Source organism: Methylobacterium sp. 285MFTsu5.1 (assembly GCF_000383455.1).
GTDB lineage: Bacteria > Pseudomonadota > Alphaproteobacteria > Rhizobiales > Beijerinckiaceae > Methylobacterium.
Map to the genome: position 1 here is coordinate 458,160 of NZ_KB911270.1, position 19,934 is coordinate 478,093.

The window sequence follows — 19,934 nt, forward strand, 5'->3', positions numbered from 1 at the left end:
GCGCGCGCGAGCGTGTCGGGAGAAGAGTTCCGCGCCGAGTCAGGCCTCCGCCTGCAGCAGGTGGAGGTTGAAATCTCCGCCGTCCCCCGTCCACAGGGCGCGGGGCTGCCAGCCGCTCTCGGCCGCGAGCGCCCGGAAGGCGTCCGCCGGGTACTTGTGCGACGTGTCGGTCCGGACGCTCTCCCCCGCCGCGAACGCGATGGTCCGGTCGCCCAGCCGGTAGCTCGCCGGCCGGGTCGCGACGAGGTGGGCCTCGACCCGCAGCGGGTCCGGGCAGATCCGCACGGCGTGCCGAAAATTGTCGCTGTCGAAATCGGCGCCGAGTTCCCGGTTCAGCCGCATCAGGATGTTGCGGTGGAACGCGGCCATGAGGCCGTCGGCGCGCCCGTAGGCGCGCTGCAGGCGATCCGGGTCGGCGGTGCCGTCCGCGCCGACGAGGAAGAGGCTCGGCCCGAGCGTGGCGCGCGCGCGCTCGAGGAACTGCCGGGCCCCGCGCGGGTCGAAGTTGCCGATGCTCGTTCCCGGATAGAAGCCCAGGATGCCCCCCGGCCCGGCACCTCGCGGCAGCTGGACCGGCTGCGAGTAGTCGGCGCAGACCGGGATCATCGGGATGCCGGGGTAATCGGCGGCGAGCCGCCGGATCGCGGCCTCCAGGTACGCCCCGGAGATGTCGATCGCCACGTAGGCCGCCGGTTCGGGCAGCGCGTCGAGGAGCGTGCGGATCTTGCGGCTCGCGCCGCTGCCGAACTCGACGACGGTCACCCCCGGCGTCACCCGGCGCGCCACGTCTGCGGCGACCTGCGGCAGGACGGTCATCTCCTGCGCGGTCGGGTAGTAGTCGGCGCTGTGGCAGATCCTGTCGAACAGGTCCGAGCCGGTCTCGTCCCAGAGATACTTTCCCGGCAGCGTCTTCGGCTCGGCGGAGAGGCCCGCGAGGGCGTCCCGGAGGAAGGTGTCGGTCGAGCTGTCGGTCGAGCTGTCGGTCATGCTGTCGGTCATGGCCGGGTCACCGGGCGCGTGGCGGTCAGGACGACGAGGGCGAGCCGCTCGACCGCGTCGTAGGCGGGCGTCGCGAGTTCCTCGCCGTACGCGTCCGGATCGAACTCGCGGTAGGTCCAGTCCAGCCCGGCCCAGCCGCAGAGGTCGGCCACGGCGTCGCGGAACGGGTCCGCCCCGTCGACGATGGCCGCGCCGGTGAACAGGACGAGGCTGCCGCCGGGCGCGAGCCGCCCGGCCGCCTGCTCGGCCACCGCGAGCGGAAGCCCGGCCCCGAGGGGGCCGCCGCCGTGCCGGTAGGCCCGTTCCGCCGTGTCGATCATGAAGGGCGGGTTGGACACGATGAGGTCGAACGGGCCCTCGACGTCGCGCAGCAGGTCGCTGCGGCGGACATCGACCCCGTCGGTCCCGGCGAGCCGGGCGTTGACGCGCGCCGCCCGCATGGCCGCCGGGTTGATGTCCACGAGCACCACCTCGGCGCCCGGTGCCCGCTTGGCGACGCAGATCCCGGCCGCACCCGAGCCGCAGCCGATATCGACCGCGCGCCGCACCGGCCGCGACCGCGCCTCGAGATGCGCGATCACCCCCGCGGCGAAGCGCATCGTGTCGGGACCGAAGAACACCGCGTCGGCCGCGCTCGGGGGATACGCGGAATGGGCGAACAGCTCGCCGTCGAGGCTGGAGACGCGCAGCGTCGGCCGCAGCAGCGGGCCGTCCTCGATCACGGCGCCGGCCGCCCGCATCAGGCGCAGGATCGGCTCCGGGACCAGGTCGGCGCGGAACGGCCGGCTCCAACCGAACACGTCGCGCAGGCTGCGCGCCTCGGCGTGCCGCGGCCGGGCGTTGACGTGGGCGTGGGTGGCCGGAGTCACGGTGGTGAAGGTGTAGCCGGTCTCGCGCAGGGCGCGCGCCAGCGCCAGCACCGCCTCCTCGTCCGCGGGAAACGGAGCGGCAGTCGAAACGGAACGCGTCATCGGTCGGCCCTCAGCTGTCCATCCGGTGCATCACGAAGGCGCACGACGCGCGACCGGCGGCGACCTGGCGGACGTCCCCGGTCGAACAGCACCGCGAAGCTCCGGAACAGGCCCGGCTGCGCGCGGTACCGCGCGGTACCGACAGAGGAAGGCGAGCAGGGCCAGGTAGATGCGGGCGTCGTCCAGGCCCGATGAAGTCCCGGAACCGCGCGGCGACGGGATGGTGATCGTCATACGTGGGAAGCTGCATCGGAGCGTCGGTTCACACCACCGGTAGCCGGCGCGCGCACCCCCGCCCGACCGGCCGCGGTGTCGTCCCGACTCGAATGCCCGGAGAACCGGAAGCCGCAGGCGTTGTTCCCTGCGCAATACGCGCAGATCGGCCCCTGATCTATGTTAATCCCGGATTTCAAACATCTTGTTTTGGTTTAATACTCACATGATGTAGATCGACACACGGAATGACCGATGATCGGGCCCACCGACATGTGGGCACGGCTGGTCGCCGCGCGGGACCGCGGTGCGGCGGCGCGGACACGCTCGCCGGGTCGCGATCGTCGCCGGAGGCGGCGTTAACCATCCGATTACCGGGCGATCCTAGCGCGATCGACTGAAACGGCGCCCCCGCGCCGGCCGGTCGCGCACGATGAACGCCGCATCATTCCTGTATTCCTGGTCCGCCGCCGCCGCGACGCACCTCGATCTGTTCGGGTCGCTGGGCCTGATCCTGGGCTTTACTGCGGGGGTGATGCCGCGGCGCGCCTGGATCCTCGCGGCCTCGGCGGCCTGTGCCGCCTGCTTCGGCGCGCATTACCTGACGCTCGGGGCGCTCACCGGGACGGCGATGTGCGCCATTTCGGTGCTGCAGAGCCTCGTCTCCCTCCGCTGCGTCGGCGCGCCCGGCCGGGGCGGCTGGGTGCCGCCGGTCTTCGCCGCGAGCACCCTCGCGGCGGCGTGCCTGACGGCGGCCACGTGGAACGGCTGGCCGTCGGCCTGCGCGGCCGCGGGCTCGCTGCTCGCCACCGGCGCGCGGCTCCAGGCGGCGCCGCAGGCGATGCGCCAGCTCTTCCTCGGCGCCTCCCTGTGCTGGGCCGGGCACAATCTCCTGGTCGGCTCGGTCTTCGGACTGACCTGCGACGTGCTGACGATCCTCGGTCTCGCGATCGCGCTGCTGCGCGCCGCCCCGGTTCCGCCGATGGAGCCGGTCGCGCCCGACTGCGCGCGGGCGTGAGACGCCCCGGGCCTGCGGCGATGGATCCGGGAAACCCGCCGCGGCCCCGCCGTTGCACGGGAGCGGGCGCGTGACGTCCCGCGGCCGAGGAAGAGAGCGGGATTTGCCGGACGCGACCTATCCACCCCTCGACGTGCTCAAGCCGGTGGCCGAGGGCGTCTGGATCGTCGACAGCGGGCCGCTCCGCGCCCTCGGCATCCCCCTGCCCGTCCGGATGACCGTCGTCCGTCTCGGGGACGGATCGGTCTGGCTGCACTCCCCCACGCGCTACGACGCGGGCCTGCACCGCGCGATCGCCGCGCTCGGACCGATCCGCCACCTGGTCGCGCCCAACATCGCCCACTGGACCTTCCTGAAGGACTGGCAGGCGCAGTGTCCGGAGGCCCTGACCTGGGCAGCCCCCAACCTCCGCGAGCGTCGCCAGGTCCGCCGCGCCGGCCTGCGCGTCGACCGGGTTCTGGAGGATGCGCCGCCGCCCGACTGGGCGGCGGACCTGCGCCAGGTCGTCGTGCCGGGCGGGTTCGGCTTCCGGGAAGTCGCGTTCTTCCACGGCGCGAGCCGCACGCTGATCCTGACCGACCTCGTCCTCAACCTGGAGCCCGCGAAGATGCCGGCGCTGCTGCGTCCGCTCCTGCGCCTCGCCCGCATGACGCCGCCGCACGGCGAGCCGCCGCCCTACCTGCGCCTCGTGATCAGGCTCCGGCGGCGCGACGCCGCGCGGGCGGCCGCGGATCTCGTCGGCTTGGCGCCGGAACGGGTCGTGTTCGCGCACGGACTCTGGTTCGCCGCGGACGGTGCGGCCCGGCTTAGACGCTCGCTCCGCTGGCTCGGGACGCCATCCTGAGGATCGCCCCGAGGATCGCCCCGAGTTTCGCCGTCGCCGCCGTCAGGCCGCGGCGATCAGCTGCCGCATGATCCAGGCCCGGGCCGCCGGAAGGTCCGCGAACAGCGGCGGCGCGAGGGGATCGATCGGGCCGAACCCGGCTTCGAGGAACCACTTCCCGGCATCGGCCCCGTGCTGCGCCGAGAGACGGACCAGGACCGCGACCAGGAACCCGTCGGCGAAGACGAGCTGACTCTCGGCATCGTCGCTGCCGGTCGCGACCTGCACGGCTTGCAGGCTCAGGATCATGCGGCCATCGCCTTCACGACGCGAGCGGGTTGAGGGCGTGCGACCGGAGGCGATCGTCGCACTGCGGCGACGGCGCGGATCTCCGTGCCGGCACACTGATCAATCAGCCCTTCGCCCCGAAGTTCCGGCCTCGCGGCGGTCCGGAACACGGCCGGAACCGCCCGGTTGGCCAACCATGGACCGGTGGCCGCGCGGAGCAGGATCGCAGATGGATGACAGGCAGATGGCCCGCGGGCTGGCTTGGTTCGGGATCGGGCTCGGCCTCGCCGAGACCTTTGCGCCCCGGCGCGTCGCCGCCGCGACTGGCCTCGACGGCCACGAGGGCCTGATCCAGCTCTACGGCCTGCGCGAGATCGCCTCGGGCGCGGCGATCCTGGCTGCCGCCGAGCCGGAGCGGCATCTCGGCCTGCGGGTGGGCGGGGATCTCCTCGATGCCGGCCTGCTGGCGGCCCGCGCCACGCCCTCGAACCCGCGGCGCAACCGCACCCTGGCCGCGGCCCTGGCGGTGGCGCCCGTCGTCATGCTGGATGCCGCCATCTGGCTGAGAGCGCGCGACAGGCGCGGCCCATCTCCGGGCGATCCCGGCCGGAGGTCCGGCGCGATCGCGCGATGACCGTTACAAGGGTGGCGACGGGGGTGGCGACGGGGGTGTGGCGACGGGAGCGGTGCGCTCAGGGCTGTCCGGGCGCGTCCTTCGCCGGGTCTCCCCCAGAATCGTCCGCCTCGCCTTCCGCGGCGGGTTCGGTCCCCTCGATCGCGCGGGCGAGCTCGGTCAGCACCTCCTCCACCATCGGCGGCCAGGGGGCCCTCTCCTCATCCATCAGGCGGGCCGCGCCGACCAGCGCGGAGATCTGCGGCTCGTAGACCGGCCGGCCTACCAGCTGCGCGTAGCGCACGCGCGCCGCGAGCGCCGTGGCCAGGCGCTGAACCTCCGCGATCTTCGCGCTCGGCGCGCCGCTGCCGTCGCCGTTGCCCATCCGTCCACCCCCTCGGGATCCTCACCGATCCTCATAGGCCATGGCCGGGACACAGTCAGGACCGGCTACCAGGCTTCGAGAATCCGGCCGCCGACGAGCGCGACGACGACACCGACGAGCAGCGCCATGCCGATGTCCCGGAGCGGCGCGGTGATCAAGCCGGCCTCGGGAGCCGGCGGCGACACGTAGCGGGTCAGGCTCTCGGGCAGCGCCGGCGCCGGCGGCACGGGGGCCCTCCGCCGAAGGGCCAGGCGGATGCGGTGCATGGGCGTGATCCCCGGACGACCTCAGGCGGTCTCGACCTGGCGGGGCCCGGCGGCCGCCTGGGCCTTCCGCGCGGACGTCTTCGGGCGGACGAAATCGCCGAGGGGCTTGCAGGTCGGCAGGCCGATCACCTCGACCGACCGGGTCGCGGCCTGCGGCGCCGCATGGCGCGGAACGAGAACCTCCGTCCCGTCCGCACTCTCCGTCTGCCCTTCGCCGAGATCCGGCAGCTCGACGCGATGCCCGACCAGGTACGCCTCGATATCGATGAGGCGGTGGCGCAGCCGCCAGATATCGTTCTCGACGCCGTTGATCTGCACGAGGAGGTCGGAGACGGTGCCCTGACGCGCCGCGATCGCCGAGAGCACAGAGGCCCGCTCGTTCAGCAGCACGGCCTTGACGGTCGGGTTCATGACGTACGCCTCCGAATGTTACAGCACCACGATTCCCCAATTCGGAAGCGAAGACAGTTCTCAAAATGGCTTAGCCGTTACGCCCGAAGGTGAACGGCCGCATTCAGCCGCCGAACGACTCGCGCCGGGGTGCCGATCGCGCGCGAAGGCGGGAACTTCTCGCGCGCGCGTGCGTCAGTTTCGCACAGACCGACGCACGCAGTGCTGGGAGCTTCACATGCGCAGATCCGCGACTCTCGCCATGGCCGCCGCCCTGACCCTGGCCTCCGTCACCGCCTGGGCTGACCCGGTGAGCCAGACGGGCACCGGCGGCGGGCCCGCCACCACCGCCAAGGCGCCCCATACCGCCGCGACCGGCCAGACGGTGCCCAATCCCGGCGCCCTCGGCCCGAACGAGACCGGCAGCATCGAGCGCCGCGACGCCGTCGAGGAGCGCAACGACGCGATCACCCGCGGCATCTGCATCGGCTGCAACCGCTGATAGCGGCGGGCCGGCGGCTGCAGGGCGTCGGCAACACCGCGCGCCTACGGCGTCCCGGCCATGACCGCGATTCATGGCCGGGGTGCGGTGGCCGCGGCCGGGGGTTGAAGCCCCGGCCGCCCTGGCCCAAATCAGCGCGCCTCACCGACCATGAACAGGAGTGAACACGTGGCAAACGAGTCTGTCGAACAGGCGGCAGAGAAGACCTATTTCGGCCTGACCCTCTCGCAGCACGCGGACCGGATCCGGAAGCTCGCGACGGAGCGGGGCCTGACCGGGGAGACGTTCGACCGCGTGACCGCGCAGGCCGTGGCGATGATCCCGACCATCAAGGTGACCGACGCCGCCCAGCGGTGAGCCGGGCCGGGCCGATCATCGCTCGGCCCGCAGCCCCTTGAGCATGCGCCGGGCGATGGTCCGCACGGCCTCATCGTCCCGCGCCTCGCCCTCGACCGTATCCCACAGGTGGACGAGACTGCCCTCGAGTTTGTCCAGCAGCTCCGGGTTCTGCCGCGCCAGGAACCGCATCGTCCCGAACAGAAGGTGCTCGGTCGCCATCTCGCGCCGGCGCGCCTCGGTGACGAGATCCGGGTGCGGCTTGGATGTCTGATCGCTCATGGCCGGCCAACGGTCCGCGCGGGCCGCGGTTCGCCGGGCCGTGCGCGGTGCGACGCCGCGGACGGCACCGAGCCTCGACGACGCACGCGACCGGGAACAGCGCCGGACCGACACGGTTTGCCGGTCAGGAACGAGCGTCCGGAGAGGGCTGACGATGGCCGAGGCGGATCCGCGCAAACCCGGGGACGAGGCCCCGCCCGGCACGCCGGGCACCGGCGAGAACCTGTGCCGGACCTGTGGCGGCACCGGCAAGGTCGCCGACGCGCAGTGCTCCGATTGCCGGGGCAGCGGCACGGTGACGACCGGCATCGGCGGCGCCTGACGCCGTATTACCCGGCACGATCGGCGCGGAGACCGCGACGCGCTCAGCGCCGCAGCGCGCCGAGCCACGCGGTGAGCGGCTCCACGAACGCCGCCCAGGTCCGTGACCACACCGTGCCGGTGCGAGCGTCCGCCGGGCGCGCGCCGGACATCAGGGCCGCCACCAGGGCATCCTCGCGGGCCTTGCACTCGTCGAGGGCGTTGCGCTCGTCGCCGGCGCGGCTCTGCCCCGTCGGCTGATGCCCCGTGGCGTCCCGCAGGCAGCGGTGCCACGCGCGCTCCAGCTCGGCCGGATCGGTGGCTCCGGCGGCCGGCCCCGCAACCGCAGGTCCGGTGGTCAGGAGGAGCATCGCGGACAAGCTGAGCACCGGCATGCGCATGCTCGCTCTATGCCCGATTCGTGCCCCCGAGAGATAGAACGTAGCAGCAACAGTGGCCACGGCTCGGCACGGCTGGGCTCGGCCGCCGGTCAGCCGGCCCGGCCGTGCCTGGCCACCCGGCAGCCGTGATCCATCAGGTATTCGGCACTGGCCTCAGGCTCCCGATAGGCGAGCAGGATCATCCCGCCCCGCGGATCCCCGGGATCGGCCTCCACCGCCGCGAAGCTCGCGTCGTGCAGGTGGCCCTGCCAGCCCGGCACGCGGGCCAGAGCGGCGAACGGGTTGAACGCCGCGACCGCGTCCGCCGGGACCCGCATGGCGAGGTAGGACACCTCCGCCAGCGGCACCGGGAACGGGGCCCAGCTGTCGCCGACGGCGTCGCCGTGGGCCTTCAGGGCCGCCGTGACGCTCCGGCGCATACAGTCGAGGTGGATGTGCAGCTGATCCTGGCTGCGGCCGCCCACGGAATTCACCTCCAGGCCTACCGCGGAGGGCGGCAGGCGGCCCTGCAGCGCGTCCGACACGTAGTGCCGGGCCGCGAGCGCCGCCCGCCAGTAGGCCGCTCCCAGCGGTCCCTGGAGCACGGGCGCCTCGATGCCCGAGACGCTGTCGGTGGGCATCACCACCGTGTGGGTGGGCTGGCCCGGCGCCCGCAGCACCGCCGTTCCCGGGCGCGCCGCGTCGCCGAGATCGACCGCGAGGCAGGGAAAGCTCCGGCCCGCGGCCTTCTTGGCGAGCACGCAGCCCTGCAGCGCCACCCAGAGCACGTCCCGCACCGGATTGGCCGCGATGGCGGCCGGCATCACCGAGAAGGCGAGAAGGGTCGCGACGACCAGAGTACCACGCATGATCAGATGTTCCGGTCCCCGCCCGACGTTATGATACGTCGGGCGGCGCGCCATCGTTGTACGCGGCCGCCGTCGCCGCGAGGTTACGTTTCCGCGATGCTGAGATCGAACGCGCAGTGGCACGGCCTGATACGGGTCGCGGCCTGGATCCTGGTGGTGCTGATCGCCGCGATCACGCTGGTGCCGATCGGCCTCCGCCCGGTGGTCACGGCCAATCCCAGCTACGAGCGCGTCGCGGCCTACGCTCTGGCCGGGCTGCTCATGACGGTGGCCTACCCGCGGCACTGGCTCTGGATCCTGGCGGGCAGCGTCGTCCTGGCCGGCGGCCTGGAAGCCGGCCAGACCCTCACCGCGACCCGCCACGGCCGGTTCGACGACTTCCTGATCAAGGCCGCCGCCGGGCTCGTCGGCGCCCTGGCGGGCCGCCCGCTCGCGATCCTGGCCGACCGCGCCCTCGCCGGCGGCACCGCGGCCGGCACCACCCTGGCCGGCCGCGATCTGGGCGACCGCGATCTGGGCGACCGCACCTGCGGCTGAGCCGTGTCCGCCGTCGCGCCCATGCCGCCGGCGCATGGCCGCGGCGCCGGTCCGGTGCCGGACGACGGGCCGCGCGCGGAAACCGCCGAGCTTGACCCGCGTTGCTTTGAAGGGGCTCTCACGCGAGGTGCTGCATGTTCGGCGCGGCCAAGCTCACGGGACGGTTCTGGTTCCGCAAGACGTGGACGGGCAAGCTGGTCCTGCTCGTCGAGGAAGAGAGGCCGCGGTGGTTCAGCCGCACCGGCCTCACCAAGCTCCGCTGGCGCGACGCCCGCCTGCTCGACTTGGCCGAGGCGCCGATGCGCACCCTGATGACCCTCGAGCGCAGCTACCGCGCCGACTACGCGGCCGGGCCCGCGCGGGTCCTGCAGGCCGTCATCCCGCCCGGGACGCGGGGCGCGATCGCCACGCCGATCGGGACCGCGGCCAACGCCTGAGCGTCGCCGCGGCGCGAGGGCGCGGGCCGAGCATGGAGGGGCAGGGCTCGGCCCGCCTGTCGTTCGGCTTCTTACCCCCAAAGCCGGAGCGACCCTGTCAGTGACCACGGTCAGGGTTAACGCTTTGTGAAGAGCCCCGCCCGGTCCGGCTGGTCGGCTGCGGCCGAAGGCGCCCGAGGATCCGGCAGTCGGGGTGCCGGCGGGCGAAAGATCCGGCGCGAAATGCGCCACTGATCTATGTTGGTATTCGCCACTCCATTCGGTAGATAACAGGCATAATGGGTTATCTTCGTGCAGATAAGGACTTGACTGCCGAGAAGCGAATGCACGTTCATGGATCACTCACACGTGAGAGGCGCCCATGGAAGATAGCAATCCTGCACCGCATCAGGACCCGATCGATTTCGTCGAGCTGACCGCCGACATTGTTTCGGCTTATGTCGCCAACAACTCCGTTCCGGTTCCCGACCTCCCGTCGCTGCTGTCCGGCGTCCACGCCGCGCTGGCCGGTCTCGGGCACGCGACGGTCACGTCGGAGCCCGAATTCAAGAAGGCGACGCCCGCGCAGATCAAGAAGTCGATCACGCCCGACGCCCTGATCAGCTTCATCGACGGCAAGCCGTACAAGACGCTCAAGCGGCATCTCACCGGCAACGGCATGACGATCGAGCAGTACCGGCAGCGCTACGGGCTGCCGCCGGACTACCCGACGACCGCGTCCAACTACTCGGCGATGCGCGCCGAGTTCGCCCGCAACGCCGGCCTCGGCCACAAGCGCCGCGGCCCGGCCGCCAAGCGGAGCGAGCCCGCGGAGACCGTCGCGGCGGAGGCCGGCGCCGGCACGAAGGCTCCCAAGGGCCGCAAGACCCGGAAGGCCGCCGCGGAGGCGTGAGGCCCCCGGCCGCGTGCACCGGCGCGCACTGCCGGCGCCCCGCGCGCCAGGACCTGAGATGACGGGACCGGGTACGGCCTCGCCGGACCCACCCGTCACCTCCCGGCCGGTCCCGGACCGGCGCGCGTCGGAACGACCCCTGCGGCCAGCCGTTGGGCCGGTTGAACGCCCGACCGCGCGACGGAGCCACGCTTGACCCGATCGATCCCCGCCCTCGTCCTCGCCGCCGCCACGCTGGCCGCCCTTCCGGCCGCGGCCCGGGCGCAGGATCGGCCCGGCCCCGGGGCGGCGCCACCGGCCGAGACCGCGCCGAAGCCGGCGGCCGACACGAAGGACCCGGGCAAGACCGCGACGGAGGCCGTCACGCATCCCTCCGCCGTGCCGCCGACCGAGGGCGCGGTCGGTACCGGCAAGCCACCGGCCACGGGCGACGCCCCGACGACCGGCCGGTAGAGTCCGCCCCCCTCACCCCCAACCCTGTCCGCCCGCCGCCACCCCCGGCCGGCGGCCACATCCCCGTCGCGGCCGAGCCTCGTCCCGGCCGCGCATTGGCCCTGTCGGGCGAGGTGAGCCGGATCATGCGTCCAGACCGGGCCGTTCACGCCGGCCGCGCGCCCATCGTCCGCGCTCGAAACCCGGCACGTCCCTGGTGGCGCCTGCTGCGCCGGCACAGCACCGGCATCGCCGCGCCGGACCCGCGTCTCTGGGCCCTGACCCTGGCGATCGTCGCGGTCGACGCCGTCTGGATGGCCGCGTCCGGCATCGCCGCCGCGCCCCTGGGCTTCGCGCTCGCGGGCCTCGCCGTCCTCGTCCTGCTGAGCGCCGCCTCCTGCCTGAGCACGGTGAAGTCCGACCCGCCCCTGCGCGGCATGGCCCTGGCGAGCGCGTTCCTCATCGCCTTCACGGTGCCGGTGGCGGTCCTGCACTTCCTCGCCGCCGGGATCGGGCTGCCCTTCGTCGATCCCGCGCTGGCCCGCATCGAGGCCGCCCTCGGCTTCGACTGGACCGGTCACGTGGCGTTCCTGGCGCGGCACCCGACGCTGTCGTGGTGGCTGGCGCTCGCCTACCATTCCAGCGGCCCGCAGGTCGGGCTCGTGGTGATCGCGCTGAGCGCGACCCGCCGCCTCGGCCGGCTCTGGACCTACATCCGGCTGTTTTCCGCGACGCTGCTGTGCGTGATCGTCCTCGCCGCCCTGCTGCCGGCCCTCGGCCCCTACGCCCACTACGCCCCGCGGGTCGTCCCGTCCGAGCCCCTGGAGACGGTCGGCGCGCTCTGGCACCTTGAGCCGGTGGCGCGGCTGCGGGCCGGCACCCTGCACACGCTGGCGCTCGGCGACCTGCGCGGCCTCGCGACCTTCCCGTCCTTCCACGTGTGCCTCGCGATCCTCACGGCCTGGGCGCTGGCGCCGATGCCGCTCCTTGGCCCCCTGGCCGTCCTGCTGAACGCCGCCGTGATCGTCGCGACCGTCGGGTCGGGCGGTCATTACCTGCCGGACGTGCTGGCGGGCGGTCTCCTGGCCCTCGCGGCCCTGGCCTGCCGCGCCCGGCGGCGCGGGTCGACGGCCGATCCCGCCGCGCGCGATCCCACCACCCGGAGGATCGAGGCGCTCGAAGCGATCCGGCCCGCCGACGCCTGAGAACGGGTCGGGCCGCGAACATCCCCGCGCCCGGCGGATGGGCCAGGGGGCGGGGAAGGCGCGACGATGACCCGGACCCGGTGGACGATCCGCGGTTCCGTCGCCGCCGCGCGGCTCCGGTCGATGTCCGAGAGGCCCACGGGCGCCGACGGCACCGCCCGGATCCCGCGGCCCCGACGGCCCCGCTTGCCCCCCGACCCCGCGCTCCATAGATCCCGACGATGACGGCACTCCCCTTCGACAACAGCTACGCCCGCCTGCCGGAGCGCTTCTACGCCCGCCGGCCGCCGACGCCCGTGGCGGCGCCGCGCCTCGTCCGGCTGAACCGTGCGCTCGCCGAGGAGCTCGGTCTCGATCCGGACTGGCTCGCCGGCCCGGACGGCGTCGCGGCGCTCGCGGGGAACGCGGTCCCGGACGGCGCTGACCCGATCGCCGCGGCCTATGCCGGGCACCAGTTCGGCCAGTTCGTGCCCCAGCTCGGCGACGGCCGCGCGGTCCTGCTCGGCGAGGTCGTCGACCGGAACGGGCGCCGCCGCGACATCCAGCTGAAGGGCGCGGGCCCGACGCCGTTCTCCCGGCGGGGCGACGGGCGGGCAGCGCTCGGCCCGGTCCTGCGCGAGTACCTCGTCAGCGAGGCCATGGCGGCGCTCGGCATCCCGACCACCCGGGCCCTCGCCGCCGTGACGACCGGCGAGCCGGTGGTGCGCGAGACGCTCCTGCCGGGCGCGGTCCTCACGCGCGTGGCGGCGAGCCACATCCGGGTCGGCACCTTCCAGTTCTTCGCGGCGCGGGGCGACGTCGAGGGCCTGCGGGCGCTCTCCGACCACGTCGTCGCCCGGCACCATCCGGACGCGGCCGGGGCCGGCAATCCCTACCGGGCGCTGCTGGAGGGCGTCGTCGCGGCCCAGGCGGCCCTCGTCGCCCGCTGGTTGCACGTCGGCTTCGTCCACGGGGTGATGAACACCGACAACATGTCGGTCGCGGGCGAGACGATCGATTACGGGCCCTGCGCGTTCCTCGACGCCTACGATCCCCGGACGGTCTACAGCTCCATCGACCGCAACGGCCGCTACGCCTACGGCCAGCAGCCGCGGATCGCGCTTTGGAACCTGACCCGCCTCGCCGAGACCCTGCTGCCGCTCCTCGCCGAGGGCGAGGACGCCGCCGTCGCCGAGGCCGAAGCGGCGCTGGCCACCTTCGCGCCGCGCTTCGAGGCGGCCTATCACGGCGGCCTCGCCCGCAAGCTCGGCCTCGCCGAGACCCGCGACGGCGACGCCGAGCTGGCGGGCGACCTCCTCAAGGGCATGGCCGAGAACCAGGCCGACTTCACCCTGACGTTCCGCCGGCTCTGCGACGCGGCGGCGCGGCCTGAGGCCGACGCCGCCGTGCGCGACCTGTTCGTCGACCCGACGCGCTACGATGCCTGGGCGGCCGCGTGGCGCGCGCGGCTGGCGCAGGAGGCACGCGACCCGGTCGAGACCGCCGCCGCGATGCGCCGGGAGAACCCGGCCTTCATCCCGCGCAACCACCGGGTCGAGGCGATGATCGAGGCCGCCGTGGAGCGGGACGACTTCGCGCCGTTCGCGACGCTCCTCGCCGTCCTGGCCCGCCCCTACGACGACCAGCCGGACCACGCCGCCTTCGCGGAGGCGCCCGCGGGCGGCGGCGTCGGCTACCGGACCTTCTGCGGCACCTGAGCCCGCGCGCCGCCGGTCAGGACCGCGGCCACGTGAAGATCTCGCGCAGCCCGCCCGCGTGGCGAAACCAGTGGACGCGGGTCGCTGGATTGAAACCGTGATCCTGGTACGAAGTGGCGATCACCGACACGAGAGTCTCGGCCGCCGAGCGGTCGCGAATGTCGTAGGCCAGAAGTTTGGGAGTACCGTCGGTCTCGCGGGTGAGATCGCGAACCAGAATCGAATACGACATATCCCCCCTCCTTTCGACACAAAGCATGTACTCAAGATTATATCGTCAAAGCCAGGATCGTTCGCGGAAGGATCGTGTAAAGGTTAAACAACGTTAACGGGAATGTGTTGATTTGATACGGCCCCGGTTGGACTCGCCGGGCGCGCAGGTCTTCGCGGGGGTCGCGCGGCCCGCGACGCCGGATCGGTCCGGTGCGGGAGACGCGGCTGTCGACCGGGTTCGGGCACCGAATCACGCCGCGGCGCCGGCCCGAGAGCCGTGCCCAATCGTGTCGCAGCGGTCTCGACGGACGACGATTCGGGCGGAGTCAGTCGCGCCATTCCCCTCTCCCGTGCGGCACAGGCTCGGTGCGCCTCCGCCTCAACTTGACCGGGACCGGCCCTAGATGTCGGAAAGCGGGCGCCCGACCGGACCGACGGGGCGCAGGGCAGAGCCGGAGGCCATGGTGAAGCGGATCCGGGCGGGGCTCGTCGCGGCAGGGCTCGCGCTGCTGACAGCCCAGTGCGCGCCCACGCCCGGCGCGCCGGCGGCCGGGATCGTCGTCGCCTCCAAGCTCGACACGGAGGGCGGGGTGCTCGGGAACATCATCCTGCAGGCGCTCCAGGCCCGAGGCCTGCCGACCGTCGACAAGATCCAGCTCGGCGCCACCGCGATCGTCCGCCAGGCCCTGATCGAGGGGCAGATCGACATCTATCCCGAATACACCGGCAACGCGGCGTTCTTCTTCGGGAAGGCCGATCTCCCGGTCTGGAAGGACCCGGAGGCGGCCTACCGCACGGCCCGGGACCTGGATCGCGCGGCCAACGACCTCGTCTGGCTGACGCCCGCCTCGGCCAACAACACCTGGGCGATCGCGGTGCGCGAGGAGGTCGCGCGGGCCGCGGGCCTGAGGACCATGAGCGACTTCGGGCGCTACGTGGCGGGCGGCGGCGCGATCAAGCTCGCCGCCTCGTCGGAATTCGTGACCAGCCCGGGGGCGCTGCCGGCCTTCGGCCGGGCCTACGGCTTCACCCTCCGGCCGGACCAGCTCGTCATCCTGGCCGGCGGCGACACGGCCGCGACGATCGCGGCGGCGGCGCGGGGCACCTCCGGCACGAACGCCGCCATGGTGTTCGGCACCGACGGCAGCATGGCGGTCGCGCGCCTCGTCATGCTGGACGACGACAAGGGCGTCCAGCCAGTCTACCAGCCGGCGCCGGTGGTCCGCGGCGCGGTCCTCAAGGCCCATCCGGAGATCGCCGCGGTGCTGGACCCGATCTTCCGCAAGCTCGATCTGGCCACGCTCCGGGATCTCAACGGCCGCGTCCAGATCGGCGGCGAGCCGGCCTCTGCGGTCGCGGCGGACTTCCTCCGGCAAAACGGGTTCGTGCGGTGAGCCGGCCGCGCGGACAGCGCGGCGCGACGCGCCCTCACCGGCGGAGCCGTCCGCGGCCCGCGGGATCCCGCGTCGACAAGCCGGGGCTCCGCCGGCAAGGATGCGCGGCGGGGCGCCCGAGAGCGTCGCGACGCCGGTGACCCGCCTCATGAGACCCGCCGCATTTCCGTCCATCGTCGCGCCCCCGGGCGCCGCCGCAGCGTGAGGATGGGGGAATCCCTCGCGACCGGGCGGTTTCGCCCGGGCGTCGATCCGCTGGGCGCGGCCTTCGCGGCCGTCCTGGCACTGAGCCTGCTCGCCCTGCCGCTGATGACGACCCGGCCGAACCGGATCGCGGCCGGCACCGCGCTGACGGCGTGGTCGGCGCTCCCTCCCGGCGCGGCGCTCCTCCTCGGGGGCGTCGTCGCCCTCGCGCTGCCGCCGCTGGTCCTGCGGTCGGCGCCGATCCTGCGGCTGGCTGCCGCCGCCGCGGTCCTGCTGCTGCTCGGCCTCGCGGCCGGCTGGGCGGCCGATCACCTGACCGCGCCGGGCGACCGGTACGGCCGGGTCTCGCCGGACGCGGGCTGGTGGCTCGCCTCCGGGACGGCGGCCCTCGCGGCCGGCGACGGGCTGGCGCGGCTGCGGCCGGGGCCGGTCCTGCGGATCGCCGCGCTCGCCCTGCTGGTCGCCGCGACGGGGCTCGCCCTGCGCACCGGCTTCTGGGACAACCTCTCGGTCCTGCGGGAATATGCCGGCCGCTCCGACACGTTCGGCCGGGAGCTGCGGACCCACGCCGCCCTCGCCCTCGCATCGGTGGCGGCCGCCGCCCTGGTCGGGATCCCGGCGGCCGTGCTGGCGCGCCCGGTCCAGCCCCTGCGGGCGGGCCTGCTCACGAGCCTCAACGTCGTGCAGACCGTCCCGTCCATGGCGCTGTTCGGCATGCTGATCGCGCCCCTGGCCTGGATCGGCCGGGAGGTGCCGGGCGCGGCCGCCCTCGGCATCGCGGGGATCGGCGCCGCGCCGGCCTTCGTGGCGCTGTTCGCCTACGCGCTCCTGCCCGTGGCCGCCGCGACCGTCGCGGGCCTCGACGCGGTGCCCCGGCCGGTGCGCGACGCCGCCCGGGGCGTCGGCATGACCGCGCGCCAGCGGCTGTTCCAGGTCGACCTGCCCCTCGCCCTGCCGGCGATCCTGACCGGGATCCGGATCGTCCTCGTCCAGAATATCGGCCTCGCGGTGATCGCGGGTCTCGTGGGCGGCGGCGGCCTCGGCGTGTTCGTCTTCCAGGGCATCAGCCAGAACGCGGGCGACCTCGTCCTGCTCGGCGCGCTGCCGACCGTCGCCATGGCGACCGGCGCCGCGGTGCTGCTCGACGCCGTCATCGACCTGAGCCGCAGCCGCGCGGCGGAGCGGATCCCATGATCGACCTCGCCGGGGTGAGCCGCGTCTTCGAGGGGCGCACGGTGGTGGCGGACGTCACCCTGCGGGTCGAGACCGGGACGATCCTGACGGTGGTCGGCACCTCGGGATCGGGCAAGACCACCCTGCTGCGCATGATCAACCGCCTGATCGAGCCGAGCGCCGGGACGATCCGGATCGCGGGCCGGGACGTCCGGGAGGTGCCGCCGCACCTGCTGCGGCGCGGGATCGGCTACGCCATCCAGGGCCACGGGCTGTTCCCCCACCGCACGGTCGCGGAGAACATCGCGGTGGTGCCGAGGCTCGTCGGCTGGGACCGCCGGCGGATCGCCGCGCGGGTCGACGAGCTCCTCGGCCTGTTCAACCTCGATCCGGCGATCTACCGGGACCGCCTGCCGGCGGCGCTCTCCGGCGGCGAGCAGCAGCGGATCGGCGTCGCCCGCGCGCTCGCGGCCGAGCCGCCGATCCTGCTCATGGACGAGCCCTTCGGCGCCCTCGATCCGATCATCCGCGGGCGGGCGCAGGCGGACCTTCTGGCGATCCAGGCGCGCTACGGCACCACGATCGTGCTGGTGACCCACGACATGACCGAGGCCCTGCATCTCGGCGACCGGGTCGCCGTGATGGATGGCGGGCGCCTCGTGCAGGAGGCCGCGCCGGCAGACCTCGTCGGCGCGCCCGCCACCGCCTTCGTCGGCGCCCTCCTCGGCAGCGGCGACCGGGCCTTCCAGCTCATGGCCCTGCGCGCCGTGGACGATCTGATCGAGCCCGGCCCGGCGCCGGGCCCGCCCATCCCGGCCGGGACCACGGTGCGGGCCGCCCTCGCCGAGAGCCTGTGGTCCCGGCGCCCGGCGCTGCCGGTCAGCCGCGACGGCGTCGTCCTGGGCCGGGTGACGCGGGAGGCCCTCGAGGCGCGGGGCGCCCGGCCGTGATCCGCGCCCCGCAGATCGCCCGGGCCGCGCTCCTCGCCCTGCTCGGGGCGTTCCTGGTCGCTCCGGGGTGGTTCGCGCCCCTGTTCCGGCCCTTCGCCCCCGGCGACACGCCGCCGATCTACGCCCAGACGCCGCTGCTGACGCTCGCCGTCAACCACCTCCTGCTCGTCGCCACCGCGACCGTGACCGCGGCCGCGATCGCCCTCGGCCTCGCGGTCGCGGCCACGCGGCCGGCCGGCCGCGACGTGCTGCCCTTCGCCCGGTCGGTGGCCCGAATCGGGCAGACCTTCCCGCCCGTCGCGGTCCTGGCCCTGGCCGTGCCGATCCTCGGGTTCGGCGCGGTCCCGACCCTGATCGCCCTCGTCCTCTACGGGCTCCTGCCGATCTTCGAGACCGCGCTCACCGGGCTCGAGGATCTCGACCCGGCGCTGATGGAGGCCGCCCGCGGCATGGGTCTGACCGACCGGCAGCGACTCGTCCGCGTCGAGCTGCCCCTGGCGCTGCCCATGATCCTGTCGGGGATCCGCCTCGCCGCGATCATCGGGCTGGCGACGGCGACCATCGGCTCCACGGTCGCCGCCAGCACCCTCGGCGAGGTGATCATCTCCGGCCTGCTGACCGGCAACACCGCCTACGTCCTGCAGGGCGGCCTCGTCGTGTCCGCGCTGGCGCTCCTGATCGACGGCGGTTTCCGCCGACTCGAGCGCGGCGCGGCACGCCGGGCTGGATTTCCTTCCTAGAGGCGACTAGAAGGCCAGCGGGGCCGTACGCGCGGCCCTGGGGCGTGGAACCCCCTGTCTGATGGTCGGTGCCGACCACAACGGCACCCGTATCCTTGGCCACACGGTCGGGGAGCCTGCGGCGTATGTCCAGGCGTTCCGGCGCTAAAGGTCGTAGGGACCGTTCAGACACGGTTTTCCAACTCCCCGACTCGGGATGGTCGAAGGCTCGCTCGCGGGGGCGCACCGCGAGCCAGGGCCCGCCGGGAGGATGGGCCATGGGTTCCAGCGATCCCGAGACGCGCAGGCGGCAGCTCGACCGGCTGCGCGCGGCCTACGAGGCCCGCGCGGGCCGGCCGGACCTCACGGCCATCGGCAGCGGTGCGCGGCACTCGCGGGTGCTCCTGGGACGGATCCTCGTGGTGCTCGGCGGCCTGCCGGACGGGGCCGGACTGCCGGCGATCGGTCCGGGCGGGAACGGACGCGCCCAGACGTAGCCGCGCGGGTCGCGGCGCCGGACGGCCGGCGAGACGCGCGGCCGCGGCGGCCTGACCGGCACGGAGGCTGGCGCGAAACCGGATCGACGGATCCGGTGCGACGGGACAGGCGGGTCGACTCGGCGATAAGACGCTGCCCATGACGTCGCCCATGACGCCCGCCGACCGAGACCGGTTCGAGAAGTGCCTCGCGCTCGCCGATCAGGGGGCCACGGCGGGCGAGCGCGCGGCCGCCCGGGCGGCCGCCGAGCGCATCGCCCGGGGTGCCGGGCTGACCCTCGCGGCGGCGGCCGAGGCGCTCCGGCGGAGCGGGCAGGCCTCCGCCGATCGGGCGGCCCGCCCGCCCCCGCCCCGGCGGTCCTATCCCTGGGCGCAACCCAAGGAACCGGTGACACCCGTCACGGTCGAGGAATTGCTGCGCCAGAAGGCCGAGACGGAGGCGTGGCGCAAGCGCAGCGCGGCCGCCGCCGACCGCCGCCGGAAGCGGGAGCGCGCCGACCAGGAGGCCTACGTGGCGGAGCAGCGCGCCCGGCAGGCGGAGCGCGACCGGGACTGGGCGCGCACCCGCGCGGATCCCCCGGGGGCGCCGGAGGACGGGACCTGAGCGCCGGTCGGCCGGCTCAGCGGTGATGCCGCGGCCGCGCGCTCCGGTGCGCCCGCGCCCTGCGGTGCCGCGGCGCGACCCGCGGCGCCGCCGGCGGCTCCGCGGCGGCGACCGGGGGCCCGGGCGCGACGCCGTCACGGGCGGCGACGATCCGGCGGGCTTCCTCGACGCTCATGTCGCAGGCGCTCGTCATGCCCTGCAGGGCGCCCAGGGCGCGGTTGTACTCGGGAAGGTTGATGCATCCGGGGACGCCCCACGCCCAGGCGGGGACCGGCGCGGAGCCCGCCACCGCCAGTGCGAGGGCGGCAAGAGCGTTCCTGAGCGACACGGATCCCTCTCCTCTTC

General features: G+C 74.0%; 29 protein-coding genes. 18 read left to right on the plus strand and 11 right to left on the minus strand.

All coding sequences use genetic code 11. From position 1 onward, the window contains the following. Positions 1–39 precede the first annotated feature (39 nt). Positions 40–999 (minus strand): L-histidine N(alpha)-methyltransferase, encoded by a 960-nt coding sequence (egtD, locus tag H288_RS0102290; RefSeq protein ID WP_020090972.1) that lies wholly within the window; start codon positions 997–999, stop codon positions 40–42. Then, on the minus strand, positions 996–1,970 hold the full coding sequence (locus H288_RS0102295) for a methyltransferase (RefSeq protein WP_026604593.1): 975 nt from the start codon (positions 1,968–1,970) through the stop codon (positions 996–998). Before H288_RS0102295 ends, egtD begins: the two co-directional genes overlap by 4 nt. A 646-nt stretch (positions 1,971–2,616) precedes the next feature. Between H288_RS0102295 and H288_RS0102300 the strand changes: the two genes are divergently transcribed. Continuing rightward, positions 2,617–3,201 carry a YgjV family protein gene (locus H288_RS0102300; RefSeq protein ID WP_020090974.1) on the plus strand — a complete coding sequence of 195 codons (585 nt, stop codon included), beginning with the start codon at positions 2,617–2,619 and terminating at the stop codon, positions 3,199–3,201. Positions 3,202–3,304: 103 nt separating this feature from the next. Continuing rightward, positions 3,305–4,045, plus strand: a complete 741-nt coding sequence (locus H288_RS0102305; protein WP_020090975.1) for a DUF4336 domain-containing protein — start codon at positions 3,305–3,307, stop codon at positions 4,043–4,045. A gap of 42 nt (positions 4,046–4,087) precedes the next feature. On the opposite strand, the gene H288_RS0102310 is transcribed toward H288_RS0102305, so the two are convergent. Beyond that, the gene (locus tag H288_RS0102310) at positions 4,088–4,333 is read right to left on the minus strand and encodes a hypothetical protein (RefSeq protein WP_020090976.1); all 246 of its coding nucleotides are present in this window, start codon (positions 4,331–4,333) and stop codon (positions 4,088–4,090) included. Positions 4,334–4,541: 208 nt separating this feature from the next. On the opposite strand from H288_RS0102310, the gene H288_RS0102315 reads away from it, so the two are divergent. Beyond that, a complete protein-coding gene (locus tag H288_RS0102315; protein ID WP_020090977.1) occupies positions 4,542–4,946 on the plus strand; it encodes a hypothetical protein in 405 nt (134 codons plus the stop codon). Between the two features lie 58 nt (positions 4,947–5,004). Here H288_RS0102315 and H288_RS0102320 read toward each other — a convergent pair whose 3' ends face one another. The 3 genes from H288_RS0102320 to H288_RS0102330 form a co-directional block, all read right to left on the minus strand. Next, complete coding sequence (locus tag H288_RS0102320; protein WP_020090978.1) at positions 5,005–5,310, minus strand: hypothetical protein; 306 nt, start codon at positions 5,308–5,310, stop codon at positions 5,005–5,007. Between the two features lie 65 nt (positions 5,311–5,375). Further along, on the minus strand, positions 5,376–5,576 hold the full coding sequence (locus H288_RS0102325; protein ID WP_020090979.1) for a hypothetical protein: 201 nt from the start codon (positions 5,574–5,576) through the stop codon (positions 5,376–5,378). Between the two features lie 21 nt (positions 5,577–5,597). Further along, the gene (locus tag H288_RS0102330; RefSeq protein WP_020090980.1) at positions 5,598–5,987 is read right to left on the minus strand and encodes a hypothetical protein; all 390 of its coding nucleotides are present in this window, start codon (positions 5,985–5,987) and stop codon (positions 5,598–5,600) included. A gap of 217 nt (positions 5,988–6,204) precedes the next feature. On the opposite strand from H288_RS0102330, the gene H288_RS0102335 reads away from it, so the two are divergent. Beyond that, complete coding sequence (locus H288_RS0102335) at positions 6,205–6,468, plus strand: hypothetical protein (RefSeq protein ID WP_026604594.1); 264 nt, start codon at positions 6,205–6,207, stop codon at positions 6,466–6,468. A gap of 168 nt (positions 6,469–6,636) precedes the next feature. After that, entirely contained in the window at positions 6,637–6,825 is a 189-nt protein-coding gene (locus tag H288_RS0102340; protein WP_020090982.1) for a hypothetical protein, read from the plus strand. Positions 6,826–6,840: 15 nt separating this feature from the next. Here H288_RS0102340 and H288_RS32035 read toward each other — a convergent pair whose 3' ends face one another. Then, complete coding sequence (locus tag H288_RS32035; RefSeq protein WP_020090983.1) at positions 6,841–7,086, minus strand: hypothetical protein; 246 nt, start codon at positions 7,084–7,086, stop codon at positions 6,841–6,843. 154 nt (positions 7,087–7,240) lie between these two features. Here H288_RS32035 and H288_RS35530 point away from each other — a divergent pair, with 154 nt between their 5' ends. Further along, a complete protein-coding gene (locus H288_RS35530) occupies positions 7,241–7,408 on the plus strand; it encodes a hypothetical protein (RefSeq protein WP_020090984.1) in 168 nt (55 codons plus the stop codon). A 43-nt stretch (positions 7,409–7,451) separates the two neighbouring features. On the opposite strand, the gene H288_RS0102355 is transcribed toward H288_RS35530, so the two are convergent. Both H288_RS0102355 and H288_RS0102360 read right to left on the minus strand, forming a co-directional pair. Continuing rightward, a complete protein-coding gene (locus H288_RS0102355) occupies positions 7,452–7,781 on the minus strand; it encodes a hypothetical protein (protein ID WP_244491794.1) in 330 nt (109 codons plus the stop codon). A 95-nt stretch (positions 7,782–7,876) separates the two neighbouring features. Then, on the minus strand, positions 7,877–8,635 hold the full coding sequence (locus H288_RS0102360; RefSeq protein ID WP_020090986.1) for a CDP-diacylglycerol diphosphatase: 759 nt from the start codon (positions 8,633–8,635) through the stop codon (positions 7,877–7,879). A gap of 96 nt (positions 8,636–8,731) precedes the next feature. Here H288_RS0102360 and H288_RS0102365 point away from each other — a divergent pair, with 96 nt between their 5' ends. The 6 genes from H288_RS0102365 (at position 8,732) to H288_RS0102390 (ending at position 13,835) form a co-directional block, all read left to right on the plus strand. Further along, the gene (locus H288_RS0102365) at positions 8,732–9,172 is read left to right on the plus strand and encodes a hypothetical protein (RefSeq protein ID WP_020090987.1); all 441 of its coding nucleotides are present in this window, start codon (positions 8,732–8,734) and stop codon (positions 9,170–9,172) included. Positions 9,173–9,306: 134 nt separating this feature from the next. Continuing rightward, positions 9,307–9,609: a hypothetical protein gene (locus H288_RS0102370; RefSeq protein WP_020090988.1), complete on the plus strand. Its 303-nt coding sequence runs from the start codon at positions 9,307–9,309 to the stop codon at positions 9,607–9,609. Positions 9,610–9,970: 361 nt separating this feature from the next. Then, the gene (locus H288_RS0102375) at positions 9,971–10,501 is read left to right on the plus strand and encodes a MucR family transcriptional regulator (protein ID WP_020090989.1); all 531 of its coding nucleotides are present in this window, start codon (positions 9,971–9,973) and stop codon (positions 10,499–10,501) included. A gap of 192 nt (positions 10,502–10,693) precedes the next feature. After that, entirely contained in the window at positions 10,694–10,954 is a 261-nt protein-coding gene (locus tag H288_RS0102380; protein WP_020090990.1) for a hypothetical protein, read from the plus strand. A 125-nt stretch (positions 10,955–11,079) separates the two neighbouring features. Continuing rightward, on the plus strand, positions 11,080–12,138 hold the full coding sequence (locus tag H288_RS0102385) for a phosphatase PAP2 family protein (RefSeq protein WP_043712067.1): 1,059 nt from the start codon (positions 11,080–11,082) through the stop codon (positions 12,136–12,138). 221 nt (positions 12,139–12,359) lie between these two features. Then, positions 12,360–13,835 carry a protein adenylyltransferase SelO family protein gene (locus tag H288_RS0102390; protein WP_020090992.1) on the plus strand — a complete coding sequence of 492 codons (1,476 nt, stop codon included), beginning with the start codon at positions 12,360–12,362 and terminating at the stop codon, positions 13,833–13,835. A gap of 16 nt (positions 13,836–13,851) precedes the next feature. On the opposite strand, the gene H288_RS0102395 is transcribed toward H288_RS0102390, so the two are convergent. After that, a complete protein-coding gene (locus H288_RS0102395) occupies positions 13,852–14,067 on the minus strand; it encodes a hypothetical protein (protein ID WP_026604595.1) in 216 nt (71 codons plus the stop codon). Between the two features lie 442 nt (positions 14,068–14,509). Between H288_RS0102395 and H288_RS0102400 the strand changes: the two genes are divergently transcribed. From H288_RS0102400 to H288_RS0102430, 6 genes are all read left to right on the plus strand, one after another. Continuing rightward, positions 14,510–15,442, plus strand: a complete 933-nt coding sequence (locus tag H288_RS0102400; protein ID WP_020090994.1) for an ABC transporter substrate-binding protein — start codon at positions 14,510–14,512, stop codon at positions 15,440–15,442. A gap of 207 nt (positions 15,443–15,649) precedes the next feature. Then, complete coding sequence (locus tag H288_RS0102405; RefSeq protein ID WP_020090995.1) at positions 15,650–16,840, plus strand: ABC transporter permease; 1,191 nt, start codon at positions 15,650–15,652, stop codon at positions 16,838–16,840. Then, positions 16,837–17,769, plus strand: a complete 933-nt coding sequence (locus H288_RS0102410) for an ABC transporter ATP-binding protein (RefSeq protein WP_020090996.1) — start codon at positions 16,837–16,839, stop codon at positions 17,767–17,769. The genes H288_RS0102405 and H288_RS0102410 overlap by 4 nt, the downstream gene beginning before the upstream one ends. Continuing rightward, on the plus strand, positions 17,769–18,509 hold the full coding sequence (locus H288_RS0102415; RefSeq protein ID WP_026604597.1) for an ABC transporter permease: 741 nt from the start codon (positions 17,769–17,771) through the stop codon (positions 18,507–18,509). The genes H288_RS0102410 and H288_RS0102415 overlap by 1 nt, the downstream gene beginning before the upstream one ends. 257 nt (positions 18,510–18,766) lie before the next feature. After that, on the plus strand, positions 18,767–18,985 hold the full coding sequence (locus H288_RS0102425; RefSeq protein ID WP_020090998.1) for a hypothetical protein: 219 nt from the start codon (positions 18,767–18,769) through the stop codon (positions 18,983–18,985). Between the two features lie 139 nt (positions 18,986–19,124). Then, on the plus strand, positions 19,125–19,589 hold the full coding sequence (locus H288_RS0102430; protein ID WP_020090999.1) for a hypothetical protein: 465 nt from the start codon (positions 19,125–19,127) through the stop codon (positions 19,587–19,589). A gap of 16 nt (positions 19,590–19,605) precedes the next feature. Here the strand turns inward: H288_RS0102430 and H288_RS0102435 are convergent, their stop codons facing one another. Continuing rightward, positions 19,606–19,917 (minus strand): hypothetical protein, encoded by a 312-nt coding sequence (locus H288_RS0102435; RefSeq protein WP_026604598.1) that lies wholly within the window; start codon positions 19,915–19,917, stop codon positions 19,606–19,608. Positions 19,918–19,934 lie beyond the last annotated feature (17 nt).

Excerpts from the sequence above, each read along its gene's own strand:
- H288_RS0102310 (WP_020090976.1), bottom strand. The coding sequence starts at position 4,333 with ATGATCCTGAGCCTGCAAGCCGTGCAGGTCGCGACCGGCAGCGACGAT.
- H288_RS0102370 (WP_020090988.1), top strand. The coding sequence starts at position 9,307 with ATGTTCGGCGCGGCCAAGCTCACGGGACGGTTCTGGTTCCGCAAGACG.
- H288_RS0102400 (WP_020090994.1), top strand. The coding sequence starts at position 14,510 with ATGGTGAAGCGGATCCGGGCGGGGCTCGTCGCGGCAGGGCTCGCGCTG.
- H288_RS0102295 (WP_026604593.1), bottom strand. The coding sequence starts at position 1,970 with ATGACGCGTTCCGTTTCGACTGCCGCTCCGTTTCCCGCGGACGAGGAG.
- H288_RS0102385 (WP_043712067.1), top strand. The coding sequence starts at position 11,080 with ATGCGTCCAGACCGGGCCGTTCACGCCGGCCGCGCGCCCATCGTCCGC.
- H288_RS0102315 (WP_020090977.1), top strand. The coding sequence starts at position 4,542 with ATGGATGACAGGCAGATGGCCCGCGGGCTGGCTTGGTTCGGGATCGGG.
- H288_RS35530 (WP_020090984.1), top strand. The coding sequence starts at position 7,241 with ATGGCCGAGGCGGATCCGCGCAAACCCGGGGACGAGGCCCCGCCCGGC.
- egtD (WP_020090972.1), bottom strand. The coding sequence starts at position 999 with ATGACCGACAGCATGACCGACAGCTCGACCGACAGCTCGACCGACACC.
- H288_RS0102375 (WP_020090989.1), top strand. The coding sequence starts at position 9,971 with ATGGAAGATAGCAATCCTGCACCGCATCAGGACCCGATCGATTTCGTC.
- H288_RS0102355 (WP_244491794.1), bottom strand. The coding sequence starts at position 7,781 with ATGCCGGTGCTCAGCTTGTCCGCGATGCTCCTCCTGACCACCGGACCT.
- H288_RS0102330 (WP_020090980.1), bottom strand. The coding sequence starts at position 5,987 with ATGAACCCGACCGTCAAGGCCGTGCTGCTGAACGAGCGGGCCTCTGTG.
- H288_RS0102390 (WP_020090992.1), top strand. The coding sequence starts at position 12,360 with ATGACGGCACTCCCCTTCGACAACAGCTACGCCCGCCTGCCGGAGCGC.
- H288_RS32035 (WP_020090983.1), bottom strand. The coding sequence starts at position 7,086 with ATGAGCGATCAGACATCCAAGCCGCACCCGGATCTCGTCACCGAGGCG.
- H288_RS0102335 (WP_026604594.1), top strand. The coding sequence starts at position 6,205 with ATGCGCAGATCCGCGACTCTCGCCATGGCCGCCGCCCTGACCCTGGCC.
- H288_RS0102410 (WP_020090996.1), top strand. The coding sequence starts at position 16,837 with ATGATCGACCTCGCCGGGGTGAGCCGCGTCTTCGAGGGGCGCACGGTG.
- H288_RS0102430 (WP_020090999.1), top strand. The coding sequence starts at position 19,125 with ATGACGTCGCCCATGACGCCCGCCGACCGAGACCGGTTCGAGAAGTGC.
- H288_RS0102405 (WP_020090995.1), top strand. The coding sequence starts at position 15,650 with ATGGGGGAATCCCTCGCGACCGGGCGGTTTCGCCCGGGCGTCGATCCG.
- H288_RS0102320 (WP_020090978.1), bottom strand. The coding sequence starts at position 5,310 with ATGGGCAACGGCGACGGCAGCGGCGCGCCGAGCGCGAAGATCGCGGAG.
- H288_RS0102360 (WP_020090986.1), bottom strand. The coding sequence starts at position 8,635 with ATGCGTGGTACTCTGGTCGTCGCGACCCTTCTCGCCTTCTCGGTGATG.
- H288_RS0102395 (WP_026604595.1), bottom strand. The coding sequence starts at position 14,067 with ATGTCGTATTCGATTCTGGTTCGCGATCTCACCCGCGAGACCGACGGT.
- H288_RS0102325 (WP_020090979.1), bottom strand. The coding sequence starts at position 5,576 with ATGCACCGCATCCGCCTGGCCCTTCGGCGGAGGGCCCCCGTGCCGCCG.
- H288_RS0102365 (WP_020090987.1), top strand. The coding sequence starts at position 8,732 with ATGCTGAGATCGAACGCGCAGTGGCACGGCCTGATACGGGTCGCGGCC.
- H288_RS0102425 (WP_020090998.1), top strand. The coding sequence starts at position 18,767 with ATGGGTTCCAGCGATCCCGAGACGCGCAGGCGGCAGCTCGACCGGCTG.
- H288_RS0102300 (WP_020090974.1), top strand. The coding sequence starts at position 2,617 with ATGAACGCCGCATCATTCCTGTATTCCTGGTCCGCCGCCGCCGCGACG.